Source organism: Phenylobacterium aquaticum (assembly GCF_022695515.1).
GTDB classification, from domain to species: domain Bacteria; phylum Pseudomonadota; class Alphaproteobacteria; order Caulobacterales; family Caulobacteraceae; genus Phenylobacterium; species Phenylobacterium aquaticum.
This window is the reverse complement of sequence record NZ_JALDPT010000049.1, coordinates 9,959-26,062: the sequence shown is the minus strand read 5'-3', so window position 1 is coordinate 26,062 and position 16,104 is coordinate 9,959. Positions and strand designations below refer to the sequence as shown.

Annotated in this window: 21 protein-coding genes; 8 read left to right on the top strand and 13 right to left on the bottom strand. The window is 71.7% G+C overall.

The window, feature by feature from the left end:
* Window positions 1-185: 185 nt before the first annotated feature.
* From MQH10_RS23815 to MQH10_RS23805, 3 genes are read left to right on the top strand one after another with little or no spacing between them, the layout of a single operon-like run.
* Window positions 186-608, top strand: coding sequence for a hypothetical protein (locus MQH10_RS23815; RefSeq protein ID WP_242566475.1), 423 nt, complete (start codon window positions 186-188; stop codon window positions 606-608).
* A 31-nt stretch (window positions 609-639) separates the two neighbouring features.
* Window positions 640-1,008, top strand: coding sequence for a hypothetical protein (locus MQH10_RS23810; RefSeq protein WP_242566474.1), 369 nt, complete (start codon window positions 640-642; stop codon window positions 1,006-1,008).
* On the top strand, window positions 960-1,496 hold the full coding sequence (locus tag MQH10_RS23805; protein WP_242566473.1) for a hypothetical protein: 537 nt from the start codon (window positions 960-962) through the stop codon (window positions 1,494-1,496). The genes MQH10_RS23810 and MQH10_RS23805 overlap by 49 nt, the downstream gene beginning before the upstream one ends.
* Here the strand turns inward: MQH10_RS23805 and MQH10_RS23800 are convergent.
* Entirely contained in the window at window positions 1,445-2,164 is a 720-nt protein-coding gene (locus MQH10_RS23800; RefSeq protein WP_242566472.1) for an SDR family oxidoreductase, read from the bottom strand. The genes MQH10_RS23805 and MQH10_RS23800 overlap by 52 nt on opposite strands.
* Window positions 2,165-2,333: 169 nt before the next feature.
* Here MQH10_RS23800 and MQH10_RS23795 point away from each other — a divergent pair, with 169 nt between their 5' ends.
* The 4 genes from MQH10_RS23795 to MQH10_RS23780 all read left to right on the top strand — a co-directional run bounded on the left by MQH10_RS23795 (window position 2,334) and on the right by MQH10_RS23780 (window position 6,121).
* Complete coding sequence (locus MQH10_RS23795) at window positions 2,334-3,701, top strand: peptide MFS transporter (protein WP_336605214.1); 1,368 nt, start codon at window positions 2,334-2,336, stop codon at window positions 3,699-3,701.
* Window positions 3,702-3,770: 69 nt separating this feature from the next.
* Window positions 3,771-4,922, top strand: coding sequence for a hypothetical protein (locus MQH10_RS23790; RefSeq protein WP_242566470.1), 1,152 nt, complete (start codon window positions 3,771-3,773; stop codon window positions 4,920-4,922).
* The gene (locus MQH10_RS23785) at window positions 4,919-5,683 is read left to right on the top strand and encodes a CPBP family glutamic-type intramembrane protease (RefSeq protein ID WP_242566469.1); all 765 of its coding nucleotides are present in this window, start codon (window positions 4,919-4,921) and stop codon (window positions 5,681-5,683) included. The genes MQH10_RS23790 and MQH10_RS23785 overlap by 4 nt, the downstream gene beginning before the upstream one ends.
* Before the next feature lie 63 nt (window positions 5,684-5,746).
* Window positions 5,747-6,121 carry a VOC family protein gene (locus tag MQH10_RS23780; protein WP_242566468.1) on the top strand — a complete coding sequence of 125 codons (375 nt, stop codon included), beginning with the start codon at window positions 5,747-5,749 and terminating at the stop codon, window positions 6,119-6,121.
* Here MQH10_RS23780 and MQH10_RS23775 read toward each other — a convergent pair.
* The 9 genes from MQH10_RS23775 to MQH10_RS23735 all read right to left on the bottom strand — a co-directional run bounded on the left by MQH10_RS23775 (window position 6,066) and on the right by MQH10_RS23735 (window position 12,345).
* On the bottom strand, window positions 6,066-6,938 hold the full coding sequence (locus MQH10_RS23775) for an alpha/beta fold hydrolase (RefSeq protein ID WP_242566467.1): 873 nt from the start codon (window positions 6,936-6,938) through the stop codon (window positions 6,066-6,068). The genes MQH10_RS23780 and MQH10_RS23775 overlap by 56 nt on opposite strands.
* Entirely contained in the window at window positions 6,935-7,351 is a 417-nt protein-coding gene (locus MQH10_RS23770; protein ID WP_242566466.1) for a hypothetical protein, read from the bottom strand. Before MQH10_RS23770 ends, MQH10_RS23775 begins: the two co-directional genes overlap by 4 nt.
* A gap of 90 nt (window positions 7,352-7,441) precedes the next feature.
* Window positions 7,442-7,585 carry a hypothetical protein gene (locus tag MQH10_RS23765; RefSeq protein WP_242566465.1) on the bottom strand — a complete coding sequence of 48 codons (144 nt, stop codon included), beginning with the start codon at window positions 7,583-7,585 and terminating at the stop codon, window positions 7,442-7,444.
* 74 nt (window positions 7,586-7,659) lie between these two features.
* Complete coding sequence (locus tag MQH10_RS23760; protein ID WP_242566464.1) at window positions 7,660-8,433, bottom strand: helix-turn-helix transcriptional regulator; 774 nt, start codon at window positions 8,431-8,433, stop codon at window positions 7,660-7,662.
* A 9-nt stretch (window positions 8,434-8,442) separates the two neighbouring features.
* Window positions 8,443-9,057, bottom strand: a complete 615-nt coding sequence (locus MQH10_RS23755) for a DJ-1/PfpI family protein (RefSeq protein ID WP_242566463.1) — start codon at window positions 9,055-9,057, stop codon at window positions 8,443-8,445.
* Window positions 9,058-9,136: 79 nt separating this feature from the next.
* On the bottom strand, window positions 9,137-9,463 hold the full coding sequence (locus tag MQH10_RS23750) for a DUF1905 domain-containing protein (RefSeq protein WP_242566462.1): 327 nt from the start codon (window positions 9,461-9,463) through the stop codon (window positions 9,137-9,139).
* On the bottom strand, window positions 9,460-10,149 hold the full coding sequence (locus MQH10_RS23745) for a DUF4336 domain-containing protein (protein ID WP_242566461.1): 690 nt from the start codon (window positions 10,147-10,149) through the stop codon (window positions 9,460-9,462). The genes MQH10_RS23750 and MQH10_RS23745 overlap by 4 nt, the downstream gene beginning before the upstream one ends.
* 53 nt (window positions 10,150-10,202) lie before the next feature.
* Window positions 10,203-11,621 carry a M20/M25/M40 family metallo-hydrolase gene (locus MQH10_RS23740; protein ID WP_242566460.1) on the bottom strand — a complete coding sequence of 473 codons (1,419 nt, stop codon included), beginning with the start codon at window positions 11,619-11,621 and terminating at the stop codon, window positions 10,203-10,205.
* A 160-nt stretch (window positions 11,622-11,781) separates the two neighbouring features.
* Complete coding sequence (locus tag MQH10_RS23735; RefSeq protein ID WP_242566459.1) at window positions 11,782-12,345, bottom strand: cysteine hydrolase family protein; 564 nt, start codon at window positions 12,343-12,345, stop codon at window positions 11,782-11,784.
* 147 nt (window positions 12,346-12,492) lie between these two features.
* Here MQH10_RS23735 and MQH10_RS23730 point away from each other — a divergent pair, with 147 nt between their 5' ends.
* Window positions 12,493-12,945 (top strand): cupin domain-containing protein, encoded by a 453-nt coding sequence (locus tag MQH10_RS23730; protein WP_242566458.1) that lies wholly within the window; start codon window positions 12,493-12,495, stop codon window positions 12,943-12,945.
* On the opposite strand, the gene MQH10_RS23725 is transcribed toward MQH10_RS23730, so the two are convergent.
* From MQH10_RS23725 to MQH10_RS23715, 3 genes are all read right to left on the bottom strand, one after another.
* Entirely contained in the window at window positions 12,942-14,372 is a 1,431-nt protein-coding gene (locus MQH10_RS23725; RefSeq protein ID WP_242566457.1) for a hypothetical protein, read from the bottom strand. The genes MQH10_RS23730 and MQH10_RS23725 overlap by 4 nt on opposite strands.
* 101 nt (window positions 14,373-14,473) lie before the next feature.
* Window positions 14,474-15,613, bottom strand: coding sequence for a hypothetical protein (locus MQH10_RS23720; protein ID WP_242566456.1), 1,140 nt, complete (start codon window positions 15,611-15,613; stop codon window positions 14,474-14,476).
* A gap of 108 nt (window positions 15,614-15,721) precedes the next feature.
* On the bottom strand, window positions 15,722-16,102 hold the full coding sequence (locus MQH10_RS23715) for a hypothetical protein (RefSeq protein WP_242566455.1): 381 nt from the start codon (window positions 16,100-16,102) through the stop codon (window positions 15,722-15,724).
* Between the last annotated feature and the right edge of the window lie 2 nt (window positions 16,103-16,104).

The following is a 16,104-nucleotide window of genomic DNA, read 5'->3' as shown; positions in this document are numbered from 1 at the left end:
CGCCGCGCCTGCGCAGAGCGCGCGCGCGAGCGAGCAGCGACGGCCGGCGCGGACGGGGGGACGGCTAGGCTGGGCCGGGCTGGGCTGCGTCCCGGCGGGGCGTCGACGTCCCCCTGCGGAGCGGCGCCTTAGGAACCTCCCCGACTCTCGCGCGCTGTTTCGCGGCGAAGTTGGAAGGAAACCCCATGCACAAACCCATCGCCCTGTCGCTCGCGGCAGTGCTCTCCGTCGCGGCCCTGAGCGCGTGCTCGAAGCCCGCGACCGACGCCGCCGCCCAGGCCGGGGCCGACGCCTCCGCCGCCACGGCCAACGCCGCCGACGCGGCCGCGACCTCCGCCTCCAACGCCGCCGCGCCGGGCGGGGCGGTCTCGCCGCCCGCGGCCAATGGGGCGGTCAATCCCGATGCGAACACCGGCTCGACCGACACGGCCGCCGCCTCCACCTCGTTCACCGAGGGCGAGGCCAAGGGCCACATCGAGAACGCCGGCTACACCGATGTGAGCCACTTGGCCAAGACGCCGGACGGCCTGTGGACCGCCAAGGCCAAGAAGGGCGGCAAGACCGTCGACGTGGCCCTCGACTTCAAGGGCGCGGTCACCGCGCAATAATCCGTACACGTACTGAATTCAGGAGATCCCCATGGCTCATGCCATCACCCGCCTTTTCGACCGTCATGAAGACGCCGCCGCCGCCGTCCGCCAGCTGGAGGACGCGGGCGTTCCGCATTCGGACATCAGCCTGATCGCCAACAACAGCGAAGGCCGCCACCTGACCGAGGGCCGTCGCGACGGCCTGGACGACAATGACACCGCCGAGGGCGCCGCCAAGGGCGCCACGACCGGCGGCCTGCTGGGCGGCGGCGCGGGCCTGCTGGCCGGTCTCGGCATGCTGGCCATTCCGGGCCTGGGTCCCGTGGTCGCGGCGGGCTGGCTCGCCTCCACCGCCGGTTCGGCGCGGTTGTGGGCGCCGCGGCCGGCGGCGCGACGGGGGGCCTGCTGGGCGCCCTGAAGGACGCCGGGCACAGCGACGAGGACGCCCATGTCTATGCCGAGGGCGTCCGCCGCGGCGGGGCCCTGGTCAGCGTGCGGGCGGCCAATGACACCGACCGGGCGACCGCCGAGCGGATCCTGAACGGGGTGAGCGGCGTGGACGCCTCGATCCGCGGCGCCGCCTATCGCGCCGGCGGCTGGCAGGGCTTCGACCCCGCGGCCCAGCCCTATAGCGCCGACGAGGTGGTGCGCGAGCGCGGCCTCTATGGCGAGGACCGCTCCTTCGCCGGGTCCGGCGAGCGGACGGAGGGCGAGACCTATGACCAGCGCACCGATCCGACCCGCGCGCCAATCCGAACCTGGGCTCCGAGCTCTAGGCCGGACGCCAGGTCTGCAAGGGAACAGAGGAGGGGCCCCGCTTCACGGCGGGGCCCTTTCGCTGTCTGCGCCGCGGTTCAGACCACCGAGCCGCCGCCGTCGACGCGCAGGGTCTGGCCCGTCGTGTAGCCGCCGCGCATCAGATAGAGATAGGCCTCGGCGACCTCGGCCGTGGCGCCCGGGCGGGCCAGGGGCGCGCGGGCCGTGTAGGCCTGGAGCATGTCGGGCCGCATCTGGCTGTTGCGCTCGGTGAGGATCAGACCGGGGCAGACGCAGTTCACCCGGACCGGCGCGAGATCCACGGCCAGGCCCTGGGTCAGGTGTTCGATGGCGCCCAGCATGGCGGTGGAGACGGCCGCGCCCTTCATGGGCCGATGCGCCATCATGCCGTCGGTCAGGGTGATGGAGCCGGTGGGGGCGATGATGCGGCTGGCGTATTTCACCGCCGCCAGGGCGCCCCAGAAGCGGACGGCGAAGGCGGCCTGGGCGCCGGCCAGGTCGATGTCGGCGGGCGGCCCGCCGCGGTTCGCGCCCCAGTCGCCGGCGGTGAAGACCAGGTGATCCAGGCCGGAGAGCTTTGCAAAGAAAGCCGCGACGCTGGCCTCGTCGACCACATTGATCACCGCCCCGCTGGCCGATCCGCCCACGATGGCGACCGCCCGCTCGACATTGGCCGCCTGGCTGGAGCCGATGACGACCTTGGCGCCCTCCGCGGCGGCGGCCTTGGCGACCCCCAGGCCGATGCCGGAGGCGCCGCCGATGACGACGACGGTCTGGCCCTCAAGTGATGCGCTCATGGTTTTCTCCCGGTTTGGCCGGACTATGCGGCGGCAATTGCGCCCTGAACAGGACGGCCGTGGCGGCGGCTTGGGCAGAGGCGCGCTTTCCGGCGCCGGGCGGCGCGGGCGGCGTCGCCCCGGCTGGGCGGCGTGCTAACCCTGGTCGCTCACACGGGGGGAGACGGGCGTGGGATCGGATGCGGAGGGGGCGCTGGGGGCGGCGCCCGCCAGGACGGGGACGTCTTTCGGGGAGCCTGTGGCGCTGGGATACCTGGCCTTCACCGAGGCCTGGGAGCGGTTTTCCTATTACGGCATGAGCGCGCTGGTCGTGCTCTACATGACCGAGACCCTGTTCCTGCCGGGCCATGCGGAGCACGTCGTGGGGCTGGCCGGGGTGCGGGCCTGGTTCGAGGGGGGCGGGCGGCCCCTGTCCGCCCAGGCCCTGGCCTCGATGATCTATGGGACCTATTCGGGGCTGATCTGCTTCACGCCGCTGTTCGGCGGGCTGTTGGCCGACCGGGTGATCGGGGCGCGGGCGACGGTGATCCTGGGCGCCTTGCTGCTGTGCGCCGGGCACCTGGCCATGGCCTTTGACGCGAGCTTCCTGCTGGGACTGCTGCTGCTGATTCTGGGCTGCGGCTGCGTGAAGGGCAATGTGGCGGCCCAGGCCGGCGCGCTCTATCCGCGCGACGATGATGCGGCGCGCACCCGCGGCTTCATGCTGTTCAACATGGGCATCAACACCGGCGCCATCGTGGGGCCGATCGTCTGCGGCCTGCTGGCCCAGCTCTATGGCTGGCATGTGGGCTTCGGCTGCGCGGCGGTGATCATGGTCGCCGGGCTGGTGACCTACCTCGCAGGCCTGAAGCACCTGCCGCCCGAGGCCGTGCGGGGGCGGCGGGAGGCGCCGGCGCCGCACCTGGCGGCCGGCGACTGGCGGACCATCGGGGTGCTGACGGCGGTGGTGGCGCTGACCGTGTTCCAGAGCGTCGCCTATTATCAGCTGGGCAATGGCGGGATGATCTGGGTGCGCCACATGGTCGACCTCAGCACCCCGTGGGGCGCCGTGCCGGCGGCCTGGTTCCGTTCGGTGGACAGCTTCACCAGCGTGGCGTTGGCCGCGCCGCTGATCGCCCTGTGGCGCCGGCAGGCGGCCAAGGGGGCGGAGCCCAGCGATTACGCCAAGCTGGGCTATGGGGCGGCGATCGCCTCGGCCTCGGCCCTGTTGCTGGCCATAGGTTCGGTGAGCGCCCCGGCCGGACATGTGAGCCCGCTGTGGCCGCTGGGCGCCTTCGCCGGCATGGGGGTGGCCTTCCTCTATTACTGGCCGACGATCATGGCCCTGGTCTCGCGGCGCGCGCCGGCCGAGACCTCGGGCATCATGCTGGGGGTGGTTTTCCTGAGCCTGTTCGTCGCCAAGACCACCATGGGCTGGGTCGGCAGCCTCTATGAGACCATGAGCCCGGCGGCGTTCTGGAGCCTGGACGCGGCCATCGCCGCGGCCGGGGCGGTGCTGGTCGCCGTGCTGTGGCGGCCGCTGGCGCGGCGGGTCTGAGGGCGCGCGTTCATGCGGGCGTAAGCATTTCGCCCGATCCAGGGGGCTGGCTTTGCGGAGCGGCCGGCCATGGCGAACGCCGACGACATCCCCGCGTCCCCGAGGGCGAACCAGGTCGAGGGCGGCGGGCTCTTGATCGTCTTCGCCCTGCCGCTGGCCATGGGGCTCATCGCCTGCGTGCTGGTCGGCTGGTGGTGGTTCAACGACCTGGACGCCGTGCTGTGCGGCGCCTGGCGGGCGGCGCATGGGGCCTCGGCCTATCAGGCCGCAGCCGGCTGTCCGGGCGGGCGGCCGTCGCTCTATATGTACCTTCCGCAGCTGGCGCGGATCCTGGCGCCGATCGCCGGCGGGGCCGACATCTCGGGCCTCAGGGCGGTGTTCGGGGCGCTGAATTTCGCGGTTGTCGGCGGGCTGATCTGGGCCCTGTTCCTGCGGCCCATGGACGGCGCGCCCAGGGGACTTCGCGCGCCGATCCTGGCGCTGACCAGTGGGACGGCGGTGGCCAGCGCCAATATCGCCTTCGGCTGCCACGCCCTGGTGCTGGCGACGGCCCTGCGGCGGCGGTCGGCCTGGCCGCTGATCGCGGCGATCGTGGCGGTGTCGGCGATCAAGCCGATCTACCTCACCTATCTGCTGGTCTTCGCCTATGAGCCCGAGCGGCTGGCGGTGCGGGCGGGGCGGATCGCGGCGGGTGTCGTGGCGGCGGCCGTGGTCGGGGCGGTGATCCTCGCCACCGGCGGACCGGAGCTGGCGGTCTGGCGCGAGGGCCTGACCCATGTGACGCTCGGCCAGCACCTGGGCTTCAGCTTCATCAGCTGGGCGCACAGCCTGGGGCTTTCTCCCACCGGCCGCGCGGTCCAGGGCGCCTATGTGGGGTTCGCCGGCGTGGTGTGTCTGGCGGGCCTGGCGATCGTCGAGGCCCGGGGTCTGAGCCGTGAGGCCCGGACCCTGCTGGCGCTCGCCATCGCCCAGGTGCTGAATCCCCGGCTGATGATCTATGACGTGCTGATGCTGGCGCCCCTGGCCATCGCCTTCGCCAGCGTGCCGGAGGCCTGGGCCAAGGCGTTCCGCCTGGCTGTGATCGGGGTCGGCGTCGTGGCCTTCGGCGTGCAGCTCAGCCGGATCTATGAGCTGATCCCCATTGCGCCGGGGCTCCTGACCCTGCTGCTTCTGGGCGCGGGCGTGCTGGCGGCGCGGGACCTGAGAGGGCGCCGGGCATGACCGCCGCGCAGATCCGCTTCGCCGCCTTCGTGGCGATCGTGCTGGGGCTGCCGGGCCTGATGATGGCGGCGGCCGATCCGCGCCTAAGCGACCTCGGCAAGCTCACCCTGATCCTGTCGCCGGCGGTGGCGGGCCTGGCGCTCAATCGCGGTTTCGGCGATCGGGGTCAGAAGCCGGCCTGGGGCTGGGTGGCCATCGCGGTCGCCTGCACCCTGGCGATCGCGGCGGGCGCATTGGCGGTGGCGTTCGCGGGCGGCGCGGCCGGGTTCAAGAGCTTGGGCGCACCGCCGTCCGCCATCCTGGCGGCCATGGGCGGCTCAGCCCTGACCAGCGTGCTGGAGGAGATGGGCTGGGCCGGCGGCGGGCTGGCCCTGGCCGTGGCCGCCCTGGGGCGGCGCTGGGGCGTGCTGGTCCTGGGTCTGGTCTGGGCCGCCTGGCATCTGATCCCGGTGGCGCTGAAGATCGGCCTGTTCCCGGACCTGGAGGCGGGGCCGCCGGGCATGATCGCCGCCTTCGTGGCCGCCTGCGTCGTCTATCGGACCCTGCTCAGCGATCTCAGAACCCGGGCGCGGACCTGGATGGCGGCGGCGGCGGGCCATGCGACGCCCAATCTGGTGTTCGCCGGACTGGCGGCGGCGGGGCTGGGGGGCTTTCACGATCCGGCCCGGTGGATGCTGTTCCCGGCCCCGGGCGGGCTGGTGTTTCCGGCCCTGGCGCTCGGCGTCGTCCTGGCCCTGCGACGGCTCGCGCCTGGGACTTGATCCCCCCGGCGCCGCGCGGCTAGGCTCCTAGTCATCCCGAAAATCACCCTGAGGAGATCGCGCATGCTGGCTCACGCGCGCTTGCAGACCCTTGTCTGGACCGCCGACACGGCCCGCGCCGGCGCCTTCTATTCCGACGTGCTCGGCCTGCCGCTGAAGGGCCAGTCCTTCGGCGCCCTGGTCTATGAGGTGGGCGGCGGCGAGCTGCGCGTCTCGCCGGTCCCCTCGACCGAGCCCTCGGCCCACACCGTGGTGGGCTTCGCCGTCGACGACCTGGAGCCGGTGGTCGCCGGGCTGGAGCGGGCGGGGGTGGTTCCCGAGCGCTTCCCCAACTTCGCCCATGATCCGCGCGGCGTGTGGACGGCGCCCGACGGGACGAAGATCATCTGGTTCCGGGACCCGGACGGGAACCTGCTGTCGGTGGTGCGCTACGGCTGACCTTGGCCAGGAAGGCCGTGACCTGGGCCAGGAACCAGTCGCGCTGATCCTTGTGGACATAGTGCCCGCCGGCCGGGGCGGTCAGATGCTGCGCGCCGTAACGGGCGGCGAGGTCGTCCTGGGCCTGGGCCCAGAGGGCGTCGAAGGGCTTGGCGTTGCGGGGCAGGGACCGCGACAGCACCAGGACGGGCAGGGACCTGGCCGGGGGCAGATCGGCGACCTCGGCGGCGGTGGCGTCCAGGGCGGCGATCTCGGCCTGGGCGGCCTTGGGCATCAGGCGGGCCAGGGCCGGGGGCGGGGCGCACAGGCCGATCTTGGCGGCCTCGCAGCGGCGGGTGAAGTCGGCTGGGCGCGACTCCTCCAGGATCAGGGCGGCGGTCAGGTCCGGATGATGGGCGGCGAAATATTCGGCGTAGAGCCCGCCCAGGGAGTGGCCGGCGATCACATAGGGGCCGGGAACGCCGGAGGCCTTGAGCAGGCCCAGCAGTTCGCGATCGGCGGCGGCGGCGTCGCGGGGCGTGGCGGCCGGATCGCTGTCCCCGTAGCCGGCGCGGTCATAGAGGATGACGGTCGCGGACCTCGCCAGGTCCGGAGCCACGGCCTTGAAGGAGGCCATGCCGTCGCCCAGGCCGGAGATCAGCACCAGGGCCGGGCGGTCATGACCGAGGACCTGATAGGCGAGCCTGCGCCCCTCGACCTGGGCGGTGCGCAGATCACGGGGTTCGGCCTGGCAGGCGCCGGCGCCGAGCAGCAGCACCGCGGCCAGGGCGGCGGGCAGGCGCAGGCTGAAGGCTGGGTGCGGGCGGGCGGCGTTCATGTCGGGGTTCCGAGGCGGGCCGGCGTGCTGCGCCGGCCAATCAGCAGGATGGCGAGATAGCCGCCGGCGGCGACATCATAGGTGAGACAGAACATCGGCCACCAGGCCGGCGCGCCTGAGCGCGGCAGCAGGTGCGGGTGGACGGCGTCGAGCGCCCCATGGGCGAACAGGGCCGCCACGACCAGCCAGAGGCTCCAGCGGAACCCGAGCATGGCCGCGACCACGAAGCCGGCCATCACCAGCACCTCAGGGACCCAGGCGTTGGGCGCGCCGCCCTGGAGCGCGAACAGGACATAGTAGCTGGCGATGACGATCAGGATGACGGGGTAGAAGCCCCGTTCGCGGTCGAACCCGGCGTGGGTCCCGAACACCCCGACGGTGAGGGCCAGCAGGGCTCCGATGAGGAATTCCATGGGCGTCCTTTCCGGAAAGGGCCGTTTGGCCCGAGGCTCGCCGCATGACCGTTGCGCCGGGGGAGCGGCGGCGGCCATGCGGCGAAGGGATCAGTCGGCGCAGTTGGCCTGCGGGGTGCAGACGCAGGCGTCGCCGCACTGGCAGGTGGGGCCGCAGGCGCAGCGGGGATTGTTGCAGGGGCCGTTCGGCGCCTTGGGGGTTTCGACGGCGGCGGCTTGGGTTTGGTCTTGCATGGGACTGTCCTTTTCAAGGGTTGAGGAAGTCCGCGGTTTAGCGGGGCCCTGGGGGACCGGCTTGAACGCAACAGCTACACCAGGGTGAGGTTGGCCGGGGCGAGGCCGAACATGCGCCGGAAGGTGCGGCTGAAGTGCGCCGAGTCCGAGAACCCGGCGCCGTGGGCGGCGGCGGTGAGGCTGAGCCCCTCGGTCATCAGTCGGACCGCGCGGGTCAGGCGGATCCAGAGCAGGTAGGTCTTGAAGGACAGGCCGGTCTGCTCGACGAACAGGTGGCTGAGGCGGCTGGGCGAGAGGTTCGCGAGCCTGGCCGCGGCGCCGAGATCGATGGGGTCGTCATGCGCCTGGGCCACCCAGGCGATCACCTTGCGGACGCGGGCGTCGACGGCGGCCGGCGGACGGTCGCCGGCGAGCGCCTGGACCAGGGCGCGCCCGATCTCAGTCAGCTCGGCTTCGCCAGGGGCGGGGGTTCGCGCCAGGGCGGCCAGCTCGCCGGCGAGCGGCGAGAAGGTCGATGCGGGCAGAGGCCGAAGGTCGCCGCCCGAGAAGGTCGCGGCGATGATGGCGCGCCCGGCGGGGCTCTCGGGCTCCACGAACAGGATCGCATAGGCGCCCTCGGCGTCGAACTGATGCGGGGCGTCGGGCGCCACGGCGGCGAAGGGTCCGGCCAGCTCCTGGTCGGCCAGCCACAGACGGAACCGGCCGCCGAGACTGATGACGACCTGCACCGCGTGGTGGGCGTGGACGCCGGTGCGCGGCGGCCGCGCGGCGTCCGGCGGCGCGGTGTTCAGCAGCCAGAGGCTGCCGCCCTGCCACGCCGCGATGCGCACCTGGGCCAGCTGTTCCATGCGGCGGGCCTAGGCGGCCTCGGCGCGGGCCAGATAGGGCGCGATGACGCCCATCGCGCGGGCGACATAGGCGTCCTTCTCGCCGACCGGGGCGACATAGCGGATGGCGTCTTCAGCGTCGGCGGCCGAGGCCAGGCGGGCGAGGGTCCAGGCGGCGAGATATTGCGAGGCGAGGCAGCCGCCGGCGGTCGCAACATTGCCATGGGCGATGAAGGGAGCGTCGAGCACCTCGACCCCGGCCTCGATCACCCAGGGCTTGGTGGTGAGGTCGGTGCAGGCGGGCAGGGCGCCGATCAGGCCGAGTTTGGCCAGCAGCAGGGTTCCCGAGCACTGGGCGCCGATCAGCTGGCGCGCGGGGTCGAGGCGGATGGCCGCCAGCATCTGAGGATCGGCGGCGATCTCGCGGGTGCGGATCCCGCTGCCGATCAGCACCGCGTCGGCCTCGGCGGCGAACTCCAGGGGGCGTTGACGCTGGATCGTGACGCCGTTCACCGAGGTGACCTCGGGCGTCGGGCAGGTGATGTGCGCGGCCCAGCCCTTGGCCTTCATCCGGTTGAGGATGCCGGCCGCGACGAAGGAATCCAGCTCATTGAAGCCTTCGAAGGTGAGGATGGCGATCTGCACGGAAGGCTCCGGGACACGGGGGTGGAGATCCGCCTTCTACGCCGATCCGGCGGGGGCGTCAGGCCGGGCGACAGGTCGATCAGACCGGCGGCGACAGCACCGTCATCTCCACCGTGATCCGGTCGCCGGCGGTGATATTCGCCTTGCGGCGGGTCTCGTCCTTGAGCGGCAGGAGGTAGGTCTCGTCCTTGCGGAACAGGGAGGTCTGGAAGGCGGCGCCGTTGATCGTGGCGGCGACGGGGATCATGCCCCAGCCATAGGTGACGCGACGGGCGAGCGCCCGGATCTCCTCGGCCTGGGCGAGGGGCAGAGGGGCGAAGAAGAACGGCGCAGGGCCGCGCCAGTGCAGGATCTCGGCCTCGAAGCGGAAGTCGGCGAGCGGGGTGTGGTTCGGCCGGGGTCTCATGGCTTCAGCCAGCGGAAGGTCCGCGCGATGAAGGCCTGGCCGTCCGCCTCGACCGGCGGGGCGTGGGCCATGATCACCCGCCGCGTCGGCCAGGCGAGGATCCGGCGCAGGGCCGCGCGGGCGGCGGCGCGGCCGGTGAAGGCGTTGCGGAACTTGTTGGGGACCTCGGGCTGGGGCGCGGTCATCAGGTCGAGCTTGGCGATGAGCGCGCGCCAGCCGGTGAACCAGCCGGGCGGAAAGTGCTGGATCAGGTCGGTGAAGATCGCCGTGCCGCTGGGGCGATGGAAGAACACCACCTCGGTGGTGATCAGGTTGCCGCGGACCAGGACCTGGTCGATCTGGTCGGCCCAGTCCGGCGGCGGGTCATCGGTGAGATCGGCGTCGAAGGCGAGGTCGGGGCGTTTGGCCCGCAGGCCGGGCGGGGCGTAGAGGCGGGCGGCGGGATAGGCGGCCTTCCAGTCTGAGAGCGCCAGGTGGTGCAGGGAATTGGGGGCGACAATGTGCTTCACCGCGCCCAGGGCGTCGACGGCGGCGCGGAGGTCGGGCGAGATCGCGGTGGGCGACCAGATGAACAGGCCGCCGTCCTCTAGCCGGATCACCGCCATCCGGGTCGGGTACTGGAATCCCGCCACCCCGACGAGGGGGCCGTCCGCCAGCCAGATGTCCTCGCCGAAGGGCTTGAGCATGGGCGGGAGTTTGCGGCGGGACGAGGCGAAAACCAAGCCCGCCGCGCGCTGCCTTAGCCCGGCAGGTTCCCGTAGATCTTCATCAGCTTGTAGAGGTAGTCGCGGCTGCCATAGAGCGACTTGACGCTGATGCGTTCGTTGAGGCCGTGGACGCCGTCGCCATCGGCGTCGCCGAAGTCGCCGGAGATGCCGTAGGTCGGGATGCCGACGGGGGTCAGGAAGGCGCCGTCAGTGGCGCCGGCCGACATGGTGCGGACCAGGGGCACGCCGGGCCACATCTCAGACGCCAGCTTTTCGGCCGGGCCGAGGATCTTGGGATCCAGCGGCGGCGGGGCCGAGGGGACGTTGCGGGTCTCGCGGATCGACACCTTCACCTTGGGATCGGCGATGACGTCGGTCAGGGTCAGGCGGACCTGCTCGGCCGTCGTGCCGGGGAAGACGCGGCAGTTGATATTGGCCTTGGCGCGCTGGGGCAAGGCGTTGGTGGCGTGGCCGGCGTCGAGCAGGGTCGCCACGCAGTTGGTGTGCAGGATCGAGTTGATGTCGGGGTTGCGCTCGACGATGGCGCGGGCGGCGGCGTCCTTGGGATCGGCCATCAGGGCCTTGATGGCGGCCCCCTGGTCGGCCGGCAGGGCGGCGGCGGTGCGGGTGAAGAAGTCGCGCGTGGTGTCGTTGAACTCGACGGGGAAGTGATAGCCCTCGATCGCCACGAGCGCGTGGGCCAGGTGGTAGATGGCGTTGTCCGGCAGGGGCCGCGAGGAGTGGCCGCCGGGGTTGGTGACCTCAAGCGTGTAGTTCTGGGAGAGCTTCTCGCCGACCTGGATGCCCAGGAACACCGGCTTGCCGTCCGGACCCAGGAGGCCGCCGCCGCCCTCGTTGACGGCGAAGGCCGCGTCGATCAGGTCGCGCTTATTCTTGGAGAGATATTCCGCGCCGTTGAAGGCGCCGTTGGTCTCTTCCCCGCAGGTCAGGGCGAGCTTGAGGGTGCGGCGCGGCTTGAAGCCCTCGGTCTTGTAGCGGACCAGGGTGTCGACCCAGATCGAGGCCATGGCCTTATCGTCGGCGACGCCGCGGGCGTAGAAGTTGCCGTTCTCCTCGATCAGGGTGAAGGGATCGCGGGTCCAGTCCTCGCGCTTGGCCTCGACCACGTCCAGGTGGGCGAGCATCAGCACGGCCTTGGCCTTGGGATCCTTGCCCGGATAGACGGCCACGAGGCCGCCTTCCTTCGGGTGGTCCGGGGCGGTGAAGATGGTGAGGTCGGAGTCGGGGAAGCCGGCGGCCTTGAGGTGGGCGGCCATGCGCTCGGCGGCCAGGGTGCAGCTGCCGGCCGAGAGCGTGGTGTTGGTCTCGACCAGTTCCTTGTAGAGGGCCCGATAGGCGACCTGGTCGGGGCGCGGGGCGGCGTCCTGGGCGAAGGCGGGCGCGGCGGCGCCGGCCAGAAGCGCGCCGGTGAGCGCGAGGGTCTTGAACATCACTGGGGTCCCCCTGAAACAATCTTGGGCCGGACCTTAGGACGACGCGGGGGGCTGGCAAGGGGGCGAAAGGCGAACCGCGGTTTGCGAAGGTCAGACCCTTGGTTCCGCGACAAGCGCCGACCGAATATGCGGCACGTCGGCTTCTGGCGGCCGTCCTTCAGTCGGCCAGGACCGCCGCGCTGGACACGACGGCGCAGTATTCCTTGTCGAGGTTCGCCAGGGACATGGCGTGAACCTCCTCGGCCGTGCGCAGACGGCCGGCGAAGTCGGGCTGGGCGAAGGTGAAGCAGGCGTCCTCCGCCAGGGTCACGTCGAAACCCAGGGCGGCGGCTATTCGCACGGTCGTCTCGACGGAGTGGTTGGTCGCGACCCCGGTGATGACCAGGGCGTGCACGCCGGCCGTCCGCAGGCGCCGCTCGAGGTCCGTACCGATGAAGGCGCAGTTGGTCGTCTTGGCGACGACCGTCTCGCCGGCCAGGGGCGCGACCTCGGGCTTGAACTCATGGCCCTCCTGGCCCGGGCGATAGGCCGATGTGGGGGTGGTGGAGTCGTGCCGGACATGCACGATCGGGCGGCCCGCGCCGCGCCAGAGGGCCAGCAGGGCGGCGATCTTCTGTTCGGCGTCGGGATTATTCCGCGGGCCGTGCTTGGCGTGATAGGCGGCGTCGATCGCCTTCTGGACGTCGATGACGATCAGGGCGGCGGCGGCGTATGCGGACATCGTGGGCTCCTGGCGAAACCTCGACCCTAGGGCGGTCCCGCTCGGGGGCGTAGGGCCAATTCGACCCGGCGGAACAGACCACTCGGGCGCCTCGCCCCCGGACCGCTTTTCCCTTGCGGCGCGGGTCGAGGCCTTGGGAAATGGCGCATGTCTTCCGCCGCCGCCGCCGTCATCGCCCGCCTGAACCTCGCCCCGCACCCGGAGGGCGGCTGGTATCGCGAGACCTGGAAGGCCGCGGCGACGGTCGCGGGCGGACGGGCGGCGGGGACGGCGATCCTGTTCCTGCTGGAGGCCGGGGCGCGATCGCACTGGCACAGGGTCGACGCCGACGAGCTGTGGCTGTTCCAGGCGGGCGATCCCCTGACCCTGATGACCGCCGCGGGAACGGCGGGCGAAGGCGCGAAGGCCACCGTGCGGCTGGGCGCCGACGTGCTGGCCGGCGATACGCCGCAGCATCTGGTGGCCACCGGCGACTGGCAGGCCGCGATCGGGCCCGAGGCCGGCGGGGCGGGCTGGAGCCTGGTCGCCTGCGTGGTGGTTCCGGGCTTCGAGTTCGCCGGCTTCGAGATGGCGCCCGAGGGCTGGGCGCCGGTCAGCTAGGCCGGCGGATTCAGCATGGGCGTCAGGCAGCTCATGTCGACGTCCTTCAGGCTGGGGACGGTCTGCAGCAGGGCGACGCCGTTGCGGACGCGGCGCTTCTGGGACAGCACCAGGGCCAGATTGCCGCTGGTGGCGTCCTTGGAGGCGGGGTTGCGGGCGGTCATCACCTCGCAGGCGGAGGCCGCGTCGGGGGTGCGGGCGAGCGCCTTGCCGGTGACGTTCTCCAGGTCGATGGCGAACATGGCGAGCGCCGTGCGTTCCGGCGGGGTCCAGTCGGGATAGGCCTTGGCCAGGCGGACCTCCCAGGTGCGGGCGGCGTCGATGATGTAGGCGACGTGGGACTCGACCAGCAGCGCCTTGTCCTGGGGCCGCGAGAGCTCCTGGTTGGCGCGCTTGCCGTCGCGGCCGTACCAGCGATTGACGGTGTTCAGGTCCCACTTGCGGACCGGCTGGCGGTAGCGGGCGTGGCGGCCGACGGTCTCGGGCAGGAGCTTGCCGACCAGGGCCTTGGCCTGGGCGTTGTCGGTGCCGAAGTCGAGCTGGCGGATGCCGGCGCTGGGGCCGGAGTTCTCATAGATGGCGTCGCTGATGCGGAAGGCGTCGCGGGAGATCTCGGGATTGGGCGGCCGGGTCTCGTTCATCTCGATCAGCCGGTGGGCGACGCAGACCAGGTCTTCGGGCTTGTCGTCGCAGGCATAGCCGAGCTGGGCCACCAGGGAGGCCTGGAGGTCGTCGCCGGTGGGCAGGGGGCCTTGCGGGAAGCCCTCATTGAGCGCGTTGCGGCGATAGACCCGAAGCGCGGCGAGCAGATAAGCCTCGGCCACCCAGCGCCGGGCGTCGGAGCCGCGCTCCAGGCGCTGATAGCGGGCGGCGTAGGCGGTGGTCATGGGCCAGGGCTTGCGGCTGGCGGTCGCCCCGAAACGGCTGGGGAAGATCCAGAAGAACTGGCCGCTGCGGTCAGCGTCCTGGATCCAGGGGGCGGTGACGGCCTTGGGATCGAAGGTGATCTGGAAGCGGCGGTCCTCGACGCTGGCCCGCAGGGTTCCGTCCGCCAGGGTCTGGATCGAGGGCTTGTAGAGCACCGGGATCAGGGCGTTGCAGCTGGTCTTGGGATTGAAGCCGGGCCGGTTCTCGATGCGCAGGCCGAGCACCGGCGCGCCGTCTGTATAGCGGCCGGGCAGGCCGGCCAGGTCGGTGAGGTCGCGGGAGAGGTCGATCGGGATGGTCTCGGCCGCCCTCAGGCCCGGATCGAAGGGCGTCGGGTCGTCGGTGACCGGCGTCGCGTCGGCGAGATCGGCGACCGCCTCGCGCATGTCCTCGGCCACCACGCCGTCGGCGGAGTTGCAGCGGGCGGCGGCGCCGGACGCCGCGCCCAGCGCCAGGATCAGGGCCGCAGCCGCGCCGCTGAGCACCTTGGAACGCCTCATCCGTCACCCCCGCGACGCCCGGCTCGAACGCCGTGACCGACGTTAACCTTTCGCGGTTCGGAGGTGCAATCGACGTCTGCAACCAGGCGAGCGGCCGGGGTCTAGTAGTCCCAGGGGAACATGGCCTTGTAGGTGCCGCGCTTGCGCGGATCGACGAAGGGCAGGCAGGTCTCGCAGGCCAGCAGGGCGTCGACCTGGGGCTCCAGGGGCGCGGTGCGATCGACCAGGGCGATGCGCGGCTGGAAGCTGTCGCGCAGCTCCTCGAAGGCGGCGGGGAAGCGCAGCATTTCCAGCAGCACGGGGACGCCCAGCCAAGCCATCAGGTCCGACCAGCCGCTGTCGGGGCCGAGCATCAGGCGACAGCTGGAGAGGTAGCCGAGCTCGCGGGCCAGGTGCCCCTCGGTCCCCAGCTCCGGCTTCCAGGTGGTGCGGCGGCCTTCGGGGATGACGCAGCCGTCGGGATGGCCATAGGCGATGACCGGCAGGCCCAGATGGGCGCCGATGGCGTCGGCGGTGGCGCACATCCAGTCCGGGTCGCTGTTGCGCAGGCGGGCGAGCTGCTTCACCGCGCGGATCTGGAAGCCGACATGGGGCTCAATCGGCTCGGGCGGGTTCTCGAAGGCGAAAGGCCTGTAGGACGGGCGCAGGCCCTCGGAGCGGCGCAGCTCCGTCTCGGCCAGGCAGGTCTCGGAGAAGGCGAAGATGTTGCGGTCGTAGTCGGTGAGGGGGCGGCCGTCATAGTCGAGCCACTCGATGAACAGCTGGCGCAGGCGGATCTCGGCCACCGCCTCGCGGGTGATCTTGTTGAGGTCGACCATGTTCATCACGACCTCCAGCTTGCCGTCATAGAGGCGCGGGGCGACCTCCAGATCGGGCAGTTCCGGCGGGGTGGCCAGGATGCCCGCGCCGGCCCCGAAGATGACGTGCTCGGCCAGGATGGTGTCGCAGGCGGCCATGAATTCCGGGGCCAGGATCGCCGTGCCGGGCGGATAATATTCCGGGCGACGGGCGATGATCTTCCAGCCGTTGCGCAGCCAGGGCTCCACCCGGGCGAGGTGGTATTTCACCTCGTAGCCCATCTCGCCCAGATAGGGCGGCAGGACGCGGCGGATGCCGATCTTGGGCTCGGGCGGGGAGGGGGCCAGCTCGCCGTCGGTCTTGTTGAACAGGGCGGTCTTGATGACCTGGCGCAGGATCTGCTGCGCCGGGGTGCGGATGCTGGCGGGGAGCGGCGACTTCACGGACACTCCTTGGGTGACGGGCGCGACGGCCGGACGATTTGACCGAACGGGGCTATTTCGATTCTGGACGCCTGCCTATGCGACCGCCCGTCCATCGCGCGCGGCGGGTCACAGATCGGGCGACAGTGCGAGGCGGATGTCGGTCGGGCCCTGGTCGCGGACCAGGTTGATCGCATGCGCGGTCTGCAGCCCCTTGGGCTTGGCGTCATTGATCAGGATGCGCTCGCCGGTGGGCAGGCCGAAGATGGCGTGATCGATGCGCAGGCCCGCCGCCGCCAGCAGGGCCAGGGTCTCGGCCTGATACTGCGGATCGCGGGCGCTGAGCATGATGATCCGGTCGCCGGCCGGGATCTGCGCCCACAGTTCGCGCACGCCGGGCAGGATGGTGGCGTCGCCGCGCAGGTGGCCGTTGTGCGGACAGACCACCCCGTCGAGATCGATCAGCCAGGTGTGGGCGAGCGTGCTGAGCACCAGGGGCGAGTCGGTCATGG